Origin of the sequence: Pseudoxanthomonas japonensis (assembly GCF_043632995.1) — a bacterium.
In the GTDB taxonomy this organism is placed as follows: Bacteria; Pseudomonadota; Gammaproteobacteria; order Xanthomonadales; family Xanthomonadaceae; genus Pseudoxanthomonas_A; species Pseudoxanthomonas_A japonensis.
On sequence record NZ_CP171632.1, the window covers coordinates 1152819 to 1167674 of the forward strand.

General features: G+C 67.5%; 17 protein-coding genes and 1 tRNA gene. 10 read left to right on the forward strand and 8 right to left on the reverse strand.

The features are described from left to right. Nucleotides 1-518: 518 nt before the first annotated feature. Nucleotides 519-767, forward strand: a complete 249-nt coding sequence (locus ACGHX3_RS05235; RefSeq protein ID WP_162339132.1) for a hypothetical protein — start codon at nt 519-521, stop codon at nt 765-767. Here ACGHX3_RS05235 and ACGHX3_RS05240 read toward each other — a convergent pair. From ACGHX3_RS05240 to ACGHX3_RS05250, 3 genes are all read right to left on the reverse strand, one after another. After that, nucleotides 764-1048 carry a hypothetical protein gene (locus ACGHX3_RS05240; protein WP_394696640.1) on the reverse strand — a complete coding sequence of 95 codons (285 nt, stop codon included), beginning with the start codon at nt 1046-1048 and terminating at the stop codon, nt 764-766. The genes ACGHX3_RS05235 and ACGHX3_RS05240 overlap by 4 nt on opposite strands. A 120-nt stretch (nt 1049-1168) precedes the next feature. Continuing rightward, complete coding sequence (locus ACGHX3_RS05245; protein WP_394696641.1) at nt 1169-1879, reverse strand: rRNA pseudouridine synthase; 711 nt, start codon at nt 1877-1879, stop codon at nt 1169-1171. A gap of 66 nt (nt 1880-1945) precedes the next feature. Then, nucleotides 1946-2021: transfer RNA gene (locus ACGHX3_RS05250), tRNA-Phe, on the reverse strand. A 177-nt stretch (nt 2022-2198) separates the two neighbouring features. On the opposite strand from ACGHX3_RS05250, the gene ACGHX3_RS05255 reads away from it, so the two are divergent. Next, complete coding sequence (locus ACGHX3_RS05255; protein ID WP_162339135.1) at nt 2199-2651, forward strand: DUF6491 family protein; 453 nt, start codon at nt 2199-2201, stop codon at nt 2649-2651. A 102-nt stretch (nt 2652-2753) separates the two neighbouring features. Here the strand turns inward: ACGHX3_RS05255 and ACGHX3_RS05260 are convergent, their stop codons facing one another. The 3 genes from ACGHX3_RS05260 to ftsY form a co-directional block, all read right to left on the reverse strand. Beyond that, a complete protein-coding gene (locus ACGHX3_RS05260; protein WP_213600808.1) occupies nt 2754-3023 on the reverse strand; it encodes an oxidative damage protection protein in 270 nt (89 codons plus the stop codon). Nucleotides 3024-3058: 35 nt separating this feature from the next. Further along, nucleotides 3059-4144, reverse strand: a complete 1086-nt coding sequence (gene mutY, locus ACGHX3_RS05265; protein ID WP_394696642.1) for an A/G-specific adenine glycosylase — start codon at nt 4142-4144, stop codon at nt 3059-3061. Nucleotides 4145-4240: 96 nt separating this feature from the next. Then, entirely contained in the window at nt 4241-5458 is a 1218-nt protein-coding gene (gene ftsY, locus ACGHX3_RS05270; RefSeq protein WP_394696643.1) for a signal recognition particle-docking protein FtsY, read from the reverse strand. Nucleotides 5459-5577: 119 nt separating this feature from the next. Between ftsY and ACGHX3_RS05275 the strand changes: the two genes are divergently transcribed. Continuing rightward, on the forward strand, nt 5578-5877 hold the full coding sequence (locus ACGHX3_RS05275; RefSeq protein WP_394696644.1) for a hypothetical protein: 300 nt from the start codon (nt 5578-5580) through the stop codon (nt 5875-5877). Between the two features lie 253 nt (nt 5878-6130). Here the strand turns inward: ACGHX3_RS05275 and htpG are convergent, their stop codons facing one another. Next, complete coding sequence (htpG, locus tag ACGHX3_RS05280) at nt 6131-8029, reverse strand: molecular chaperone HtpG (RefSeq protein ID WP_394696645.1); 1899 nt, start codon at nt 8027-8029, stop codon at nt 6131-6133. Nucleotides 8030-8287: 258 nt separating this feature from the next. Between htpG and rsmD the strand changes: the two genes are divergently transcribed. The 7 genes from rsmD to ACGHX3_RS05315 all read left to right on the forward strand — a co-directional run bounded on the left by rsmD (nt 8288) and on the right by ACGHX3_RS05315 (nt 13983). Beyond that, nucleotides 8288-8935 carry a 16S rRNA (guanine(966)-N(2))-methyltransferase RsmD gene (rsmD, locus tag ACGHX3_RS05285; protein WP_394696646.1) on the forward strand — a complete coding sequence of 216 codons (648 nt, stop codon included), beginning with the start codon at nt 8288-8290 and terminating at the stop codon, nt 8933-8935. After that, on the forward strand, nt 8932-9441 hold the full coding sequence (gene coaD, locus ACGHX3_RS05290) for a pantetheine-phosphate adenylyltransferase (protein WP_213600802.1): 510 nt from the start codon (nt 8932-8934) through the stop codon (nt 9439-9441). Before rsmD ends, coaD begins: the two co-directional genes overlap by 4 nt. 44 nt (nt 9442-9485) lie before the next feature. Further along, on the forward strand, nt 9486-9980 hold the full coding sequence (locus ACGHX3_RS05295; protein ID WP_162339358.1) for a hypothetical protein: 495 nt from the start codon (nt 9486-9488) through the stop codon (nt 9978-9980). Nucleotides 9981-10203: 223 nt separating this feature from the next. Continuing rightward, on the forward strand, nt 10204-10452 hold the full coding sequence (locus ACGHX3_RS05300) for a YfhL family 4Fe-4S dicluster ferredoxin (protein WP_162339357.1): 249 nt from the start codon (nt 10204-10206) through the stop codon (nt 10450-10452). A gap of 93 nt (nt 10453-10545) precedes the next feature. Further along, nucleotides 10546-12249, forward strand: coding sequence for a gamma-glutamyltransferase (gene ggt, locus ACGHX3_RS05305; protein WP_394697243.1), 1704 nt, complete (start codon nt 10546-10548; stop codon nt 12247-12249). Nucleotides 12250-12349: 100 nt separating this feature from the next. After that, nucleotides 12350-13240 (forward strand): MBL fold metallo-hydrolase, encoded by an 891-nt coding sequence (locus tag ACGHX3_RS05310; RefSeq protein ID WP_394696647.1) that lies wholly within the window; start codon nt 12350-12352, stop codon nt 13238-13240. 296 nt (nt 13241-13536) lie between these two features. Continuing rightward, entirely contained in the window at nt 13537-13983 is a 447-nt protein-coding gene (locus ACGHX3_RS05315) for an REP-associated tyrosine transposase (protein WP_394696648.1), read from the forward strand. A gap of 199 nt (nt 13984-14182) precedes the next feature. Here the strand turns inward: ACGHX3_RS05315 and upp are convergent, their stop codons facing one another. After that, nucleotides 14183-14815 carry a uracil phosphoribosyltransferase gene (upp, locus tag ACGHX3_RS05320; protein WP_394696649.1) on the reverse strand — a complete coding sequence of 211 codons (633 nt, stop codon included), beginning with the start codon at nt 14813-14815 and terminating at the stop codon, nt 14183-14185. Nucleotides 14816-14856: the final 41 nt, after the last annotated feature.

Genomic DNA, 14856 nt, shown 5'->3' on the forward strand with positions numbered 1-14856 from the left:
TGAGGAAGCCCTCACGAATGCCCGGGTGGCGGATCGCGCGTGGGTCACGCTGACATGCAGGATCTCGCCGCCCAACGGATGTGCGTCGATGCGATTGATCGTCAGCACCGGTGTCTCGGTGGCATGGCGGCCGCGGCAGCGCCAGCACTGGCCGATGGCGTAGGGGGACGTGGCAGGCATCATGGCGGTGCGGGAGGACGGGCGGGGCCCGCAGGATAGGCAGCGCGTGCCGGCTTGTCCGTTACGCCGGGCCTTGCCGGTGCGAATCGCCCGATCCGGCAAAGCGCATAGGCGGCGTTCGCCTCCGCGCGGGACAGGGCGGGGCGGGCTGTGCACCCACGTCCGGTGCCACGATCCATGCGTCGGGCGACCGTGAGCGAGGGCATCGGCATGCCACTTCGTCCGATTGCCATTGTCCTGAACGCTCCGCGCCCCGCGATATCCCGTATCGACGCTTCCGCTGTGCACATTGCGTGCCTGCCAGTGCACGCACCCCGTACGCTCCGCGAGTCAACGACATGCGCCTCGATTCAAATTCCCTTTTCATTGCCAGGGTGTGCGGTGTTGCCGTCCTCGTGCTCGTCGCCTGGTTGCACTGGAATGGACAGGACGTCACGCGCAGCACGCCACGCTGCGAACCAAGCGAGCTGCCGCCGGGCCAGACAAGCGACTGCGCACGCTGTCAGCAGGACATGGCGATGTCGCGCACGACCGATGATGTGCCGCCGGTGCCTGCACGCGGCGGCACCGCGGCGCCGCGCTCCTAGTCTCCCGGGCAACGCCCCGCGGCCTGTTCGGCCTTGGCGGTGTCGAGTGCGGCCTTGGCGGCCGCGGACTCCGTCGCCATGTCCGCGAGCTTCTGCTGGTTCTTCTCGGTGGGCGAATCCACGATGCGTTGGCGGAGCTCTTCGTAATCCTTGTTGATCCTGTCGACGGCCTTCTGTTTGGACGCGACGCTGGCGCACGTCGGCGCATCGCCTCCGCGTGCAAGGCCACCGCCGCCACACGCGGACAGCATCAGGAAGGAAAGCAGGATGAGCGGTCGCATGGAGGATCCTCGGAAGCGCGTGCGACCAGCGTAGTCAGGCAAGGCGCAGGGCTGCGTGAAGCGATGGGCCAGGGCGGCTGGTGCGGCAGATGTCCTGCTGCGGCCTTGCGGGCAGTGCCCCTAGAAGCGTTCGCCTGCGGGCAGGTAGCGCCATTGCCCCAGGGGTAGCTTCGAGAGCGAGATGCGACCTATCCGCAGGCGCCTGATGGACACCACGTCGAGGCCGCCCTCGCGGCAGCGATGCCGCAGCTCGCCAGGCTGCACGTCCTTGATCGCAAAACGCAGGCGCACTTCGTTCTGCCAGCTCACCTTGCAGGGCGCCAATCCACGGCCCTGGTAACTGGAGGCATGGCCGATGCGGCCGAGCGTGTAGGGGTGGACGTCGCCGCGGATCTCCACCACGAACTCCTGTTCGGTCTGCGCGTAGTCCTCGGTCAGCTTGCGCCGCACCCGGCCATCCTGGCTGAGCACCATCAGGCCGCTGGCCTCGGTGTCCAGCGGCACCAGCGGGGTCAGGCGTTGCAGGTGGCGCTTGAGTGCGCGCACGCCGCTGTCGTCGTCCGGCAGATGCGTTGCCGGCGTGGCCAGGGCCGCTGCGTCCTGCCAGCCCACCCCAGCAGGTTTGTGCAGCAGCAGCGTCGCGGGCTCGGCGATGCGGAGTTCGGCGGCGGGATCGATGTCCACGCGTTCGTCGGTGACCGGATGCTGTGGCGTTTCCACGATCTCGCCATCGACGGTCACCCAGCCGCCTTCGATGTACTGCTCGGCTTCCGAGCGCGAACAGCCGGTCAGTTCGACGACGCGCCTGGCGAGGCGGATGGGCTCTGGCATGGGGACACCGGGATTTTCAGCGGACGCGAAAAAGGCCTGCATCGCTGCAGGCCTTTTCGGGAAAAGTGGTGGCCCGGGGCGGATTCGAACCACCGACACGCGGATTTTCAATCCGCTGCTCTACCAACTGAGCTACCAGGCCACAATGTTCCGCAGGACGGCCGAGCCGGTGCGAAGGCGACGAATGATACGGATCGCGGTCGGGTATGGCAAGCCGTACCGTCGGCTGAATGCGGGCGCCGGCCGCCGGTACCCGCGGCCCACCACGGGCGCATCATCGGCATCCGGAGAGAGCCCCGCACGCCCGAGGAGGCCGCGCATGAAACCCCTACTTCCCTTTGCCCTGCTGGCGGCAGCCGCACTGTCCGGCTGCGCTACCGACGGCAAGCAGACCGACGCCGAGAAACTGGCCTTCTACCGCGACCACGCCGGCGAACCGGTCAAGGACTTCCAGTACTTCGGCCGCCTCAACGGCTGGACGCCGCTCGGCGACGGCGCGCTGGCCGTCTGGACCAGGCCCAGCGAAGGCTACCTGCTGGAACTGACCGGCCCCTGCCAGGACCTCGACTACGCGATGTCCATCAGCGTCACCCAGTTCGGCAACCGTGTGTCCGCCCGCTTCGATGATGTCGTGCCGCTGGGCGCGGGCACGTCCAGCATCAAGATTCCCTGCCGCATCGAAACCATCCGTCCGCTGGACGTGAAGGCCCTGCGCGCCAGCGAGAAGGAAATGCGCGAGGCGGCACTCGAAGAGCGCAAATCGACCCCGTAGAGCGGAGCTTGCTCCGCTGCCCGTAGCGATGGTTCACGTTGTGGGTGAGCGTGCGGACCCGGGCAAGCCCGGTTCTACGGAAGCGGGTCGAGCCGGTGCGGATTACGGCGTGGGCACGTAGCCGGCCGGCTTGTCCGCGCCGCCGCCGAACAGGAATTTCTCCAGTTCCGTTTCCAGGAAGGCGCGGTGCTTGGGATCGCGGGGCGACAGCCGGTTCTCGTTGATCAGCATGGTCTGGTGTGCCAGCCAGGCCGCCCACGCGGGCTTGCCGATGTTCGCGTAGATGCGTTTGCCCAGTTCGCCGGGATACGGGACGAAATCGAGCCCTTCCGTTTCGCGTTGTTCGTATTGGCAGTAGACGGTGCGCGACATCGAAGACGTCCTGTGGTGAGTCACTGGATCCCCGCTTACGCGGGGATGACGGCAGAAAGCAGTTTGCGGATCGGCGCGGGCAGGCCCAGCGTGGCGAGGTCGCCACGCGCCACCCAGCGCAGGGCCTGCCCCGTACCGGATACGGGGTCGTCATTGTCGCGCACCGCGTCGCGCAGGGCGACCTTGCGCAGGCGCAGCGGCTGCAGGTGCAGGCGGTAGTGGCTGAAGGTGTGCACGACCACGGGCAGTTCTTCGGCGTTGTCGTACGTGCCCTTCATCTCGCGCGCGAACCAGTCGCGCATGTCCGCATCGGTGTCGGCCTGCGGCAGCGTCCACAGCGAGGCCCAGATGCCGGTCTCCGGACGGCGCTGCAGCAGGATCTCGCCATCAGCGTTCTCCAGCCACAGGGCCACGGCCTCGCGTTCGGGCAGGACCTTCGATGGCTTGGAGGTGGGCAGGGCGGCAACGAGGCCATCGCGGCGCGCGGCGCAGTCGTCATGTAGGGGGCACACCACGCACGCCGGCTTCGCGCGCGTGCACAGCGTGGCGCCGAAATCCATCTGCGCCTGCGTGTAGTCGGCAAGCCGTCCGTCGGGCACGTCGCGCAGGTGCTGTTCCGCCAGCGCCCACAGCTGTTTCTCCACCGCCGGCATACCCGGCCAGCCGACGATGCCGTGGAAGCGCGTCAGCACGCGTTTGACGTTGCCGTCGAGGATCGGGAGCCGGTCGTTCCACGCCTGCGACAGGATCGCGCCGGCGGTGCTGCGCCCGATGCCGGGCAGCGCGTGCAGCGCATCGAAATCGCGTGGAAGTTCACCGCCGTGGTCGGTGACGCAGACTTTCGCAGCGGCGTGCAGGTTGCGGGCGCGGGCGTAGTAGCCCAACCCTGCCCAATGCGCCATCACGTGGTCGGTGGTGGCAGCTGCAAGGTCGGACAGGGTGGGGAAGCGTTCGATGAAGCGCAGGAAATACGGCGTCGCCGTGGACACCTGCGTCTGCTGCAGCATGATTTCCGACAGCCACACGCGGTACGGTGTGCGCGGATGCTGCCACGGCAGGTCGTGGCGCCCGTGCCCGTCGAACCAGCTGAGCAGGCGATGCGCGAAGGAGTCGGCGCTCACGTGCAACGTCCTGTGGGAGCGACGTCAGTCGCGATCGACCACCGCGATGGCGTCATCGCGACTGACGTCGCTCCCACAACGGCGGTGGAACTGATGTCAGCCGCCACCCAGCGCTTCCGGCAGCAGCGCGTCGACGAAGGATTCCGCATCGAACACGCGCAGGTCTTCCACGCGCTCGCCGATACCGGCATAACGGATCGGGATGCCGAACTCGCGCGCCAGCGCGAACACCACGCCGCCCTTCGCCGTACCGTCCAGCTTGGTGACCACCAGACCGGTGACGCCGACCGCGGCATGGAACTGGCGCAGCTGCGAGAGCGCGTTCTGGCCGGTGGTGCCGTCGATGACCATCAGCACCTCGTGCGGTGCATCCGCGTCGATCTTGCCGAGCACGCGGCGGATCTTGCCGAGCTCGTTCATCAGGCCGGTTTGCGTGTGCAGGCGGCCGGCGGTATCGGCGATCAGCACGTCGAAGCCGCGCGACTTGGCCGACTGCAGGGCGTCGAACGCGACCGAAGCCGCATCCGCATCCTGGCCCTGCGCGACCACGGGCACGCCGTTGCGCTCGCCCCAGGTCTGCAACTGCGCGACGGCGGCGGCGCGGAAGGTGTCGCCGGCCGCCAACATCAGGCTGTGGCCGTCCTGCTTGAAGCGGCGTGCCAGCTTGCCGATGGTCGTGGTCTTGCCGACGCCGTTGACGCCCACGGTCAGCACGACGAACGGCTTGCGGCCGGCATCGATGACCAGCGGCTTCGCCACCGGCGTGATCAGCGCGATCAGGTCCGCGCGCAGCGCCTTCAGCAGCGCCTGCGCATCGCTGAACTCGCGCTCCTTCATGCGCTTGCGCAGGTCCTCGATGATCGCGGTGGTGGCGGGCACGCCGACGTCGGCGGTCAGCAGCGCGGTCTCGATCTCGTCCAGCAGATCGTCGTCCAGGCGCGGGTTGCGCGTGAACAGGCCGGCCAGGCCCAGCGCGGCGCTGGTGCGGCGCAGGCGGTCGCGCCAGCCCGACTTCCCGGCAGCGGCAGCGGGCGCCGCGTTGCTCTCGAGCTCTCTCTCTTCCGCCTGCGGGGGAGAGGGCGGGGGTGAGGGGGCGGGCGGGGTACTGTCCGACCGCTCAACCGCAAGGCTTTCCCCCTCGTCCGCCTTCTGCACCTGCGCCTCCGCGGGCCCGGTGGACGAGGAAGTGGAGTCCGCCGGCAACGGCTCGCTGGGCGCGCGCGGGAAGGCGGCGGCGAGTTCTTCGGTGCTGGGGCGGGTCTGGGCGGCGTCCGGGCCGTCCTGGGGCTTCTTGCGGCGGAAAAAACCGATCATTGCAGGGGGTATCTCGAAGAGGGCGACATGCTACCACCCGGCTGTCGGACGCCCGGGCACAGGACTCAAGTGGGGCCGGGGGCGGCCGATATCGAGGGCGGAAAACCCGGAATCCCCGCATGAACGCCATCACCGGCATCGCTACCTCCGGCCTGCGCGCCGCCTCGAGCGGAATGCAGGCCGCGGCGCACAACCTCGCCAACCTGGCCACACCCGACGCCACGCGGCAGACGTTGGCCTTGTCGGCCTCAGCGACGGGTGGCGTGTCCGCGACGGTGGTCGAAGCGCCTGCCGATCCGGCCGCGCCGGTCGAAGACGTGGCTGCGATGCTGACCTACAAGGCGATGGCCGGCGCGAACCTGTTCGTGCTGAAAGTGGCGGACCAGACGCTGGGCAGCCTGCTCGATATCAAGGTCTGAATCCGGGTGTCCGAATTCCTTCTCCCTGCGGCAGCGGGGAGAAGGTGCCCGAAGAGCCTGCCCCGTACTTGATACGTGGGCGGATGAGGGGCGCTTTCTTCTCGGTCGGGCGCTGTGGCCTGAAGAATGGCGCGCTTGGAGCTTGATCAAGGGCGTCGAAGCACGCTGCCTCCGATCGCCCCTCACCCGCCTTTGGCACCCTCTCCCCGCACGCGGGGAGAGGGGAGCAGCCGCGAGCGCGAGGGACTTCCGATTAGGCCGAGAGCTCCAGCAATAACGCATTGAGCCGCTTCACGTAACCGGCCGGGTCCTTGAGGCTTTCGCCGGCCGCCAGCGCGGCCTGGTCGAACAGCACGCGGGTGAGGTTGTTGAAGCGGTTCGCGTCGCTCTCCGCATCCAGCTTGGCGATCAGCGGATGGTCCGGATTGAACTCGAACACCGGCTTGCTTTCCGGCACCTGCTGGCCGCTGGCTTCCAGGAGTTGGCGCATCTGCAGACCCAGATCGCCCTGGCCGATGGCGAGGATGGCCGGCGAATCGGTCAGGCGATGCGAGACGCGCACATCGGCCACGTCCAGGCCCAGCACCGTCTTGATCCGGCCGGTCAGTGCCTCCTTGGCTTTGGCGCTTTCTTCCTGCGCCTTCTTGTCGTCTTCGCTCTCCAGCGCGCCCAGGTCCAGGTCGCCGCGGGCGACGTCGACGAAGGATTTTCCGTCGAATTCGGTCAGGTAACCCATCAGCCATTCGTCGATGCGGTCGGTGAGCAGCAGCACCTCGATGCCCTTCTTGCGGAAGATCTCCAGGTGCGGGCTGTCCTTGATCTGCGCATGCGACTCGCCCGTGAGGAAATACAGCTTGTCCTGGCCTTCCTGCAGGCGGCTCACATAGTCGGCCAGCGAGACGCTGGGTGCGCCCGTCGCATCGTGCGTGGAGGCGAAGCGCAGCAGGCCGGCGATCTTTTCGCGATTGGCGTAGTCCTCGGCGGGGCCTTCCTTCAGCACCTGGCCGAAGTTGGTCCAGAACGCTTTGTAGTCCTCGGGCTTGTCCTTGGCCAGCTTCTCCAGCATGTCGAGTGCGCGCTTGGTCAGCGCGGAGCGCATCGAATCGACCACCGGGCCGGACTGCAGGATCTCGCGCGAGACGTTGAGCGACAGGTCGGAGGAATCCACCACGCCGCGCAGGAAGCGCAGGTACAGCGGCAGGAACTGTTCGGCCTGGTCCATGATGAAGACGCGCTGCACGTACAGCTTCAGGCCCTTGGCGCCGTCGCGGTGGTACAGGTCGAACGGCGCGCGGCCGGGCACGTACAGCAGCGAGGTGTATTCCAGCTTGCCTTCGACCTTGTTGTGGCTCCAGGCGGCGGGGTCGGTGAAGTCGTGGGCGATGTGCTTGTAGAACTCGGTGTACTCCTCGTCCTTGATCTCGGACTTGGCGCGCGTCCACAGCGCGCTGGCCTTGTTGACGGCTTCCCATTCGACCGTCGCCGGCGCGTCTTCGCCGTGGTGTTCCTTCAGCATCTCGATCGGCAGGCCGACGTGGTCGGAATACTTCTTGATGATGCCGCGCAGCTTCCAGCCATCGGCGAAGCCTTCCTCGCCGTCCTTCAGGTGCAGCACGATGCGCGTGCCGCGCTCGGGCTTGTCGACCGTCGCGACTTCGAAATCGCCTTCGCCGGCGCTGGACCAGTGCACGCCTTCGCTGGCCGGCAGGCCGGCGCGACGGCTGAACACGTCGACGCGGTCGGCCACGATGAAGGCACTGTAGAAGCCCACGCCGAACTGGCCGATCAGGTTGGCGTCCTTCTTCTGGTCACCAGACAGCGCCCGCAGGAACTCACCGGTGCCGGACTTGGCGATGGTGCCCAGGTGGGCGATGGCCTCGTCGCGGCTCATGCCGATGCCGTTGTCGTCGATGGTTACCGTGCGCGCGGCGGCGTCGAAGCCGATGCGGATGCGCAGGGTGGGGTCTTCCTCCAGCAGCTTCGGGTCCTTCAGCGCCTCGAAGCGCAGCTTGTCGGCGGCGTCGGCGGCATTGGAGACCAGCTCGCGCAGGAAGATCTCCTTGTTCGAATACAGCGAGTGGATCATCAGCTGCAGCAGCTGCTTCACTTCGGCCTGGAAGCCCAGCGTTTCTTTGCGGGTCTCAACGGTCATTGGGTCGTGCTCCATGGAATCGGGTACAGGCCGCCCGGCGCGGCCGATGGGTCCGGTGTATGGGTCAGGCACGGCTTTCTCAACCATGTTGCCTGTAGGAGGGGCTTCAGCCCCGACCACGAGCTATCGAATCCGATGCCTGCCGGGTTGCCGAGCGGAGCGTGTAAGCGATGGCGGTTGCGCCGCTGCGGTCGGGGCTGAAGCCCCTCCTGCAGGGTGGGGACGTATCATGCGGGACCTCCCATTGCCGCTTTCCGCATGTCCCGCAGTCCGCATTCCCGCCCCGCGCCGTCCTCAGGTACCGCTCCACGCGGAACCGGCCAGGTGCGCATCATCGGCGGGCGCTGGCGCGGCACGAAGCTGGCCGTGCCGGACCGTCCCGGCCTGCGGCCCAGCAGCGACCGCGTGCGCGAGACGCTGTTCAACTGGCTGATGCCGGCGCTGCCGGGTGCGCGGGTGCTGGACCTGTTCGCGGGCACGGGCGTGCTGGGCCTGGAGGCGCTGTCGCGCGGGGCCGCGCAGGCGGTGCTGGTGGAACGCGATCCCGGCCTGGCCGCAGCGCTGCGAGAGACAGCAGCCAGGCTGTCCGCGCCTGCCGAGGTGCATGCCACAGACGCACTGGCATGGCTGGATAGTCGTCACGACACCTTCGACCTGGTGTTCCTGGATCCGCCGTTCGCAGACGGCCTGTGGGCGCGCGCGCTGGACGGGCTGGCGCCACGTCTGGCGCCCGGTGCCCGGGTCTACGTGGAATCGCCGGGGGACATCCAGCCGGTCGTGCCGCCGGACTGGGTATTGCACCGCGAGGGCAGGACGCGCGAGGTCCGCTATGCCCTGTACCGTGCCCCGGGCCATCACGCCACTGTTACACTTCGGGCCGACGATCCGCCGGCGACGACTGAATGACTGTGGCGCGCACCCGGACGGCCGTGTACCCCGGCACGTTCGACCCCATCACCAATGGCCATATCGACCTGATCGACCGCGCCGCGCCGCTGTTCGAGCGCGTGATCATCGGCGTGGCCGAGAGCCCGGGCAAGGGGCCGGCCCTGCCGCTGGCCCAGCGCGTCGCGCTGGCCCGCGATGCGGTGGCCAAGCACGCCCACGTGGAAGTGCGGGGCTTCGACGGTCTTCTGGCGCATTTCGTGAAGGAGGTCGGCGGCGGCGTGCTGCTGCGCGGCCTGCGTGCGGTGTCCGACTTCGAATACGAATTCCAGCTGGCCAGCATGAACCGCCACCTGATTCCGGAAGTCGAGACACTGTTCCTGACCCCGGCCGAGCAGTACGGCTTCATTTCCTCGTCGCTGGTGCGCGAGATCGCGCGGCTGGGCGGCGACGTGTCCGGCTTCGTGCCGCCGGCGGTGACCGCCGCGCTGAAGGCGCAGTGGCAGCAAGACAAGCAGGGCGCCTGAGCGCCACGATTCCGACAACCGCTTTACCAAGAGGGGGAATACCCATGAAGAAGTTCGCAAGCCGCATCATGCTCACCGCCTGCCTCGTGCTGCCGTTCGCGGCGTGCAAGAAGCAGGAAGAAGCCCCGGCCGAGCCGGCGGAAGTCGCCCTGGTCGCGCCGACCACGACCGAAGACGGTCCGTGGAAGGAGTACCTGAGCAAGGTGGTCGACGCCAACATGGGCACGATCACCAACACGCCTTACGTGTACTACCTGCCCGCCGAGACCGATCCGGAGTTCGAGGCCAAGTACGGCCGCCAGCTGGACCAGGCCAAGGGCGCCGTGGCGCGCGGCGTCAGCGCCGGCAACCTGATCGCGTTCGGTTCGCCGAACAGCGCCAAGATCGCCGACCTGGCCGTGGCCGCGTTCGAGGGCGTCGAGACCGACGCGTTCAAGGGCGTGCGCGTGCTGTTCATCGGCAAGGCAGAGGACAGCGAGCGGGTGAAGGCCGCCGTGGCCCCGAGCAGCGCCGAATACCTGTTCGTCGAAGCCAAGTGACCTTCCGGCGCGTGGCCGCCGCACGGCGGCCACGCCTCTGCCGGAAGGTCATCCCCGCGCATGCGGGGATCCAGTGACTTTCAGTCGCGCATCGCAGCCAGCCTGCGCCGACTGGACGTCGGGATTCGGTATCTCCGACGAACGCCGCGATGAAAGTCACTGGGTGATCGGCCATGCGGCCGTTGTGAAGCGCTTCCCGCCTTCGCGGGAATGACGGAAGAAGATGTCCCTCAAGATCAACGAACTCTGCGTCAACTGCGATGTCTGCGAGCCGGCCTGCCCGAACCAGGCCATCTCGATGGGCGAGACGATCTATGTGATCGATCCGGCGCGCTGCACCGAATGCGTCGGCCATCATGACGAACCGCAATGTGTCGTCGTCTGCCCGGTCGAGTGCATCGACCCCGATCCGGCGTATCCTGAGACCCACGAAGCCCTGCTGACGAAGATGCTGAGGCTGCAGGCCGGCTGATCGCCCCGTTTCCGCATGCGCTTCGTCCCGGTAGCCGCTCCAGGAGAAGTCGTGATCCATCGCCGTCTGTTCGCCCTGTTGTTCGTCGTCGCCATCGCACCCGCTGCGTTCGCCGCCGACGCCGTCCGTTCCAACACGCCCTCCCACCCGCCCGGCACCGCCATCGCCAGTGCGCATGCGCTCGCCACGCAAGCGGGGCTGGACGTCATCGCGCAGGGCGGCAACGCGTTCGATGCGGCCATCGCCGTGTCGTCGACGCTGTCGGTGGTGGAGCCGATCAGTTCGGGCCTCGGCGGTGGCGGTTTCTTCCTGCTGCACGACGGCAAGACCGGCAAGGATGTCTTCATCGATGCGCGCGAAACCGCGCCGGCCGCGTCGACGCCCGACAAGTACCTGCTGCCGAATGGCGACTTCAACCGCGACCGCGCCGAGAACGGTCCGTGGGCGGCCGGCATCCCCGGACTGCCCGCCGCCTTCGTCCACCTGGCGGCGAAGTACGGCCGGCTGCCGTTGAAGACCTCGCTGGCGCCGGCGATCCGCACGGCGCGCGAAGGGTTCCCGGTGTATGCGCGCATGGCGCGTGGCTATCAGGCGCGCCGCGAGGTGATGGAGCGCTACAAAGGCACGCGTGCGGTGTTCCTGGCGAACGGGCAGCCGATCAAGGAAGGCGACATCTTCCGGCAACCCGACCTGGCACGCACGCTGGAGCGCCTCGCCGCGCAAGGCTTCGACGGCTTCTATCGCGGCGAGACCGCGAAGCTGCTGCTGGCCGGCGTGAAGGCCGAGGGCGGGCAATGGACGGCGAAGGAACTGGCCGGCTACACCGTGCGCGAGCGCGAACCGCTGACGTTCAAGTACAACGACTGGCAGGTGACGACGGCGCCGCCGCCGTCGTCCGGCGGCGTGGCGCTGACGCAGATGCTGCAGATCCTCGATGCCTACGACCTGTCCAAGCTCGACGAGGCGCAGCGCACGCACCTGATAGTGGAAGCCATGCGCCGCGCGTTCCGCGACCGCACGTTCTATCTGGGCGATCCGGACTTCGTCGAGATCCCCATGAAGACGCTGACCAGCCCGTACTACGCGGCCGGCCTGCGCGCGACGATCAATCCGCAGAAGGCAACGCCGAGCGACCAGCTGTCGGGCCAGCAGACGCCGCTGGAAGATGAGGAGACCACGCACTTCTCGATCATCGATGCGGAAGGAAATCGCGTGGCCGGCACGCAGACGGTCAATTTGCTGTACGGCTCCGGCCTGGTGCCGCCGGGTACCGGCGTGCTGCTGAACAACGAGATGGACGACTTCGCGCTGAAGCCCGGTACCCCGAACGCCTTCGGCGTGATGGGCTACGACGCCAACGCGCCGAAGCCGGGCAAGCGCATGCTCAGCTCCATGACGCCGACCTTCATGGAGTCGCCGGACAAGGTCGCCGTGCTGGGTACGCCGGGCGGCAGCCGCATCATCACCATGGTGTTGCTGGGCGTACTGGGTTACGACGCCGGCCTCGACCCGCAGGCCGTTGCGGCGCTGCCGCGCTTCCACCACCAGTGGATGCCGGACCTGATCGAAATGGAAACCGACGCGCTGACGCCCGCCTCGCAGCAGACGCTGGAAGCCATGGGCCACAAGTTCAAGGTGCCCGGCAACGCCGCGCAGGGCGGCCGCGGCTCCAGCCACGTCTGGGGCAACCTGCAGACGGTGGAATGGTACAAGACCAACAACGCGCTGCATGGCGGCAGCGATCCGCGCAATTCGGTGGGGGCGGCCAAGGTCGTCGAATCCGCCGCGAAGCCCTGAGACCAGTCCTGTGGGAGCGACGTCAGTCGCGAAAGGCCTCCCGGGCGCGTCATCGCGACTGACGTCGCTCCCACAGCGGATCGGGGCGTAGAATCGCCCCATGAAACTCTGGTCGCTGCTGGGCAATTCCCAGAAACTCGATGGGGGCGCGATGTTCGGCAACGCGCCGCGTGCCATGTGGGAGCGGTGGTCGCCACCGGATGCGGAGAACCGTATCGAACTGGCCTGCCGAGCGCTGCTGGCGCAACCGCTGAACGGCAAGACCGTCCTGTTCGAGACCGGCATCGGTGCGTTCTTCGATCCCCGGATGCGCGCGCGCTTCGGGGTACAGGAAGATCGCCACGTGCTGCTCGATTCGCTGCAGGCGGCGGGCTTCTCACACGAGGACATCGAAGTCGTCGTGCTCAGCCACCTGCACTTCGACCATGCCGGCGGCCTGCTGGCGCCGTGGCAGGACGGCAAGTCGCCGGAACTGCTGTTCCCCAACGCGACCTTCGTCGTCGGCGCCGGGCACTGGCAGCGGGCACTGAAACCGCATCCGCGCGATCGCGCCAGTTTCATCCCGGAATTGCAGCCGTTGCTGGAAGCGAGCGGGCGACTGGAGCTGGTCGCCGGCGAACATTCGGAGGCGCTCGGCGACGCCGTGCGTTTCAGTTTCAGCGATGGCCACACACCCGGCCTGATGCTGGCGGAGATCGTCGGGCCGGAGCGCCAGGACGGGCAGGCGCATGGTGGCGTGGTGTTCTGCGCCGACCTCATCCCCGGCCGCTCGTGGGTGCACGTGCCGATCACCATGGGTTACGACCGCAACGCGGAACTGCTGATCGACGAGAAGCGCGCCTTCCTCGAAGACAAGCTGACCCGCAACGTCCATCTGTTCTTCACCCACGACCCGGGCTGCGCGCTGGCGCAGGTGACCCGCGACGAGAAGGGCAAGTTCGGTGTCACCCACGAGGTCGCCGACCTGCAGGCGCGCCCGCTGGCTGCGTAGAGCGGAGCTTGCTCCGCTGCTGTGCTCTTGCCCGGCAGGTGCGGGAGCGATGGAGGAGTCGAGCAAGCTCGACCCTACCGGGTGACGCTGGCTGTCGTAGAGCGGAGCTTGCTCCGCTGCTTTGCTCTTGCCCGGCAGGGGGCGGAACGACGGAGGAGTCGAGCAAGCTCGACTCTACGCCGGATTGAAGCGCTCGTTTCTTCCGATGGAGAAACCCGACAACCCGGCCACAGGTTCTCCGAAATGGATGGGGAGCCGGGCAGCGCACGATAAAGCGCATGCCAAGTCCTCGCCTCATGATCGGCCGCCATTCCTCCAGTCGTGCCATCTACGCGGTCACGTCAGTCATCCGTGGACGAGCGCCTTTGCTGGCCGACGCAGGCAACGCCGCCTTGACGATGCAGGAGTTAGCCCGCTGCGAGGCTGAGCAACGGGTCGGGAACATCGCCTGGGTTGTCATGCCGGATCACGTCCACTGGCTGTTCCAGCTGCGACAAGGTGCTTTGGGGTCGTCCGTGCAGGCGTTCAAGTCGCGCGTCGCTCGTGGAATCAATCAGGCTTGCGCATCCTGTGGTCCGGTCTGGCAGGCCGGCTACTACGATCATCGGATCCGGAATGATGAGGACCTGGCCGCGCAGGCGCGTTACCTGGTCGCCAATCCACTCCGTCGAGGGTTGGTCGCCCGGCTGGCGGATTACCCGTACTGGTATTGCACCTGGATTAGCGGTGACGAAGATCTGTGAGGAATGACGCCCCACCCTGTAGAGCGGAGCTTGCTCCGCTGCTCTCTACCCGGGCAGGTCAGGGTCATGATGGAGTCGAGCAAGCTCGACGCGATGGGCTGCTTCTGGAGCGCGTAGAGCGGAGCTTGCTCCGCTGCACCTTGCTGGGATGAGATCGGAGTCGCGATGGAGTCGAGCAAGCTCGAGTCTACGAACGACCTCAGCCGATCCGCGTGCCGAAGATGCGGTCGCCCGCATCGCCCAGACCGGGCAGGATGTAACCCTTGTCGTTGAGGCGCTCGTCGATGGCAGCGGTGTAGACCTCGACATCGGGATGCGCGGCCTCCAGCGCCTTCAGGCCTTCCGGCGCGGCGACGAGGAAGATGCCCTTGATCCGCTTCGCGCCGGCGCGCTTCAACATGTCGATGGTGGCGATCAGCGTGCCGCCGGTGGCCAGCATCGGGTCGAGGATCAGCGCGTCGCGCTCTTCCAGCCGACCGGTCAGCTTCTCGAAGTAGGGCACCGGCTGCAGCGTCTCCTCATCGCGCTGCAGGCCGACCACGCTGACGCGCGCGGTGGGGATCAGTGCCAGTACGCCCGGCAGCATGCCCAGACCGGCGCGCAGGATCGGCACCAGGGTGATCTTGGCGCCGGCGATCTTCTTCACCTGCACCGGGCCGGCCCAGCCGGCCATCGTCTCGGTCGTCAGTTCGAGATCGGCGGTCGCCTCGTAGGCGAGCAGCGTGCCGAGTTCGGTGACCAGCTCGCGGAAATCCTTGGTGTTGAGGCTCGCGTTGCGCAGCAGGCCGATCTTGTGCTGCACGAGGGGGTGGCGGACTTCGACGGTTTTCATGGCGGGTCAGGGCGACGGGAGATGCGGGAAGTCTGCATCAA

Bases quoted from the DNA above. Each gene is read 5' to 3' on its own strand.
- ACGHX3_RS05275 (WP_394696644.1), top strand. From the start codon at position 5,578: ATGAACGCCATCACCGGCATCGCTACCTCCGGCCTGCGCGCCGCCTCG.
- ACGHX3_RS05245 (WP_394696641.1), bottom strand. From the start codon at position 1,879: ATGCCAGAGCCCATCCGCCTCGCCAGGCGCGTCGTCGAACTGACCGGC.
- ACGHX3_RS05295 (WP_162339358.1), top strand. From the start codon at position 9,486: ATGAAGAAGTTCGCAAGCCGCATCATGCTCACCGCCTGCCTCGTGCTG.
- ftsY (WP_394696643.1), bottom strand. From the start codon at position 5,458: ATGATCGGTTTTTTCCGCCGCAAGAAGCCCCAGGACGGCCCGGACGCC.
- ACGHX3_RS05235 (WP_162339132.1), top strand. From the start codon at position 519: ATGCGCCTCGATTCAAATTCCCTTTTCATTGCCAGGGTGTGCGGTGTT.
- ACGHX3_RS05260 (WP_213600808.1), bottom strand. From the start codon at position 3,023: ATGTCGCGCACCGTCTACTGCCAATACGAACAACGCGAAACGGAAGGG.
- ACGHX3_RS05300 (WP_162339357.1), top strand. From the start codon at position 10,204: ATGTCCCTCAAGATCAACGAACTCTGCGTCAACTGCGATGTCTGCGAG.
- htpG (WP_394696645.1), bottom strand. From the start codon at position 8,029: ATGACCGTTGAGACCCGCAAAGAAACGCTGGGCTTCCAGGCCGAAGTG.
- coaD (WP_213600802.1), top strand. From the start codon at position 8,932: ATGACTGTGGCGCGCACCCGGACGGCCGTGTACCCCGGCACGTTCGAC.
- rsmD (WP_394696646.1), top strand. From the start codon at position 8,288: ATGTCCCGCAGTCCGCATTCCCGCCCCGCGCCGTCCTCAGGTACCGCT.
- ACGHX3_RS05255 (WP_162339135.1), top strand. From the start codon at position 2,199: ATGAAACCCCTACTTCCCTTTGCCCTGCTGGCGGCAGCCGCACTGTCC.
- ACGHX3_RS05310 (WP_394696647.1), top strand. From the start codon at position 12,350: ATGAAACTCTGGTCGCTGCTGGGCAATTCCCAGAAACTCGATGGGGGC.
- ACGHX3_RS05315 (WP_394696648.1), top strand. From the start codon at position 13,537: ATGATCGGCCGCCATTCCTCCAGTCGTGCCATCTACGCGGTCACGTCA.
- upp (WP_394696649.1), bottom strand. From the start codon at position 14,815: ATGAAAACCGTCGAAGTCCGCCACCCCCTCGTGCAGCACAAGATCGGC.
- ACGHX3_RS05240 (WP_394696640.1), bottom strand. From the start codon at position 1,048: ATGCGACCGCTCATCCTGCTTTCCTTCCTGATGCTGTCCGCGTGTGGC.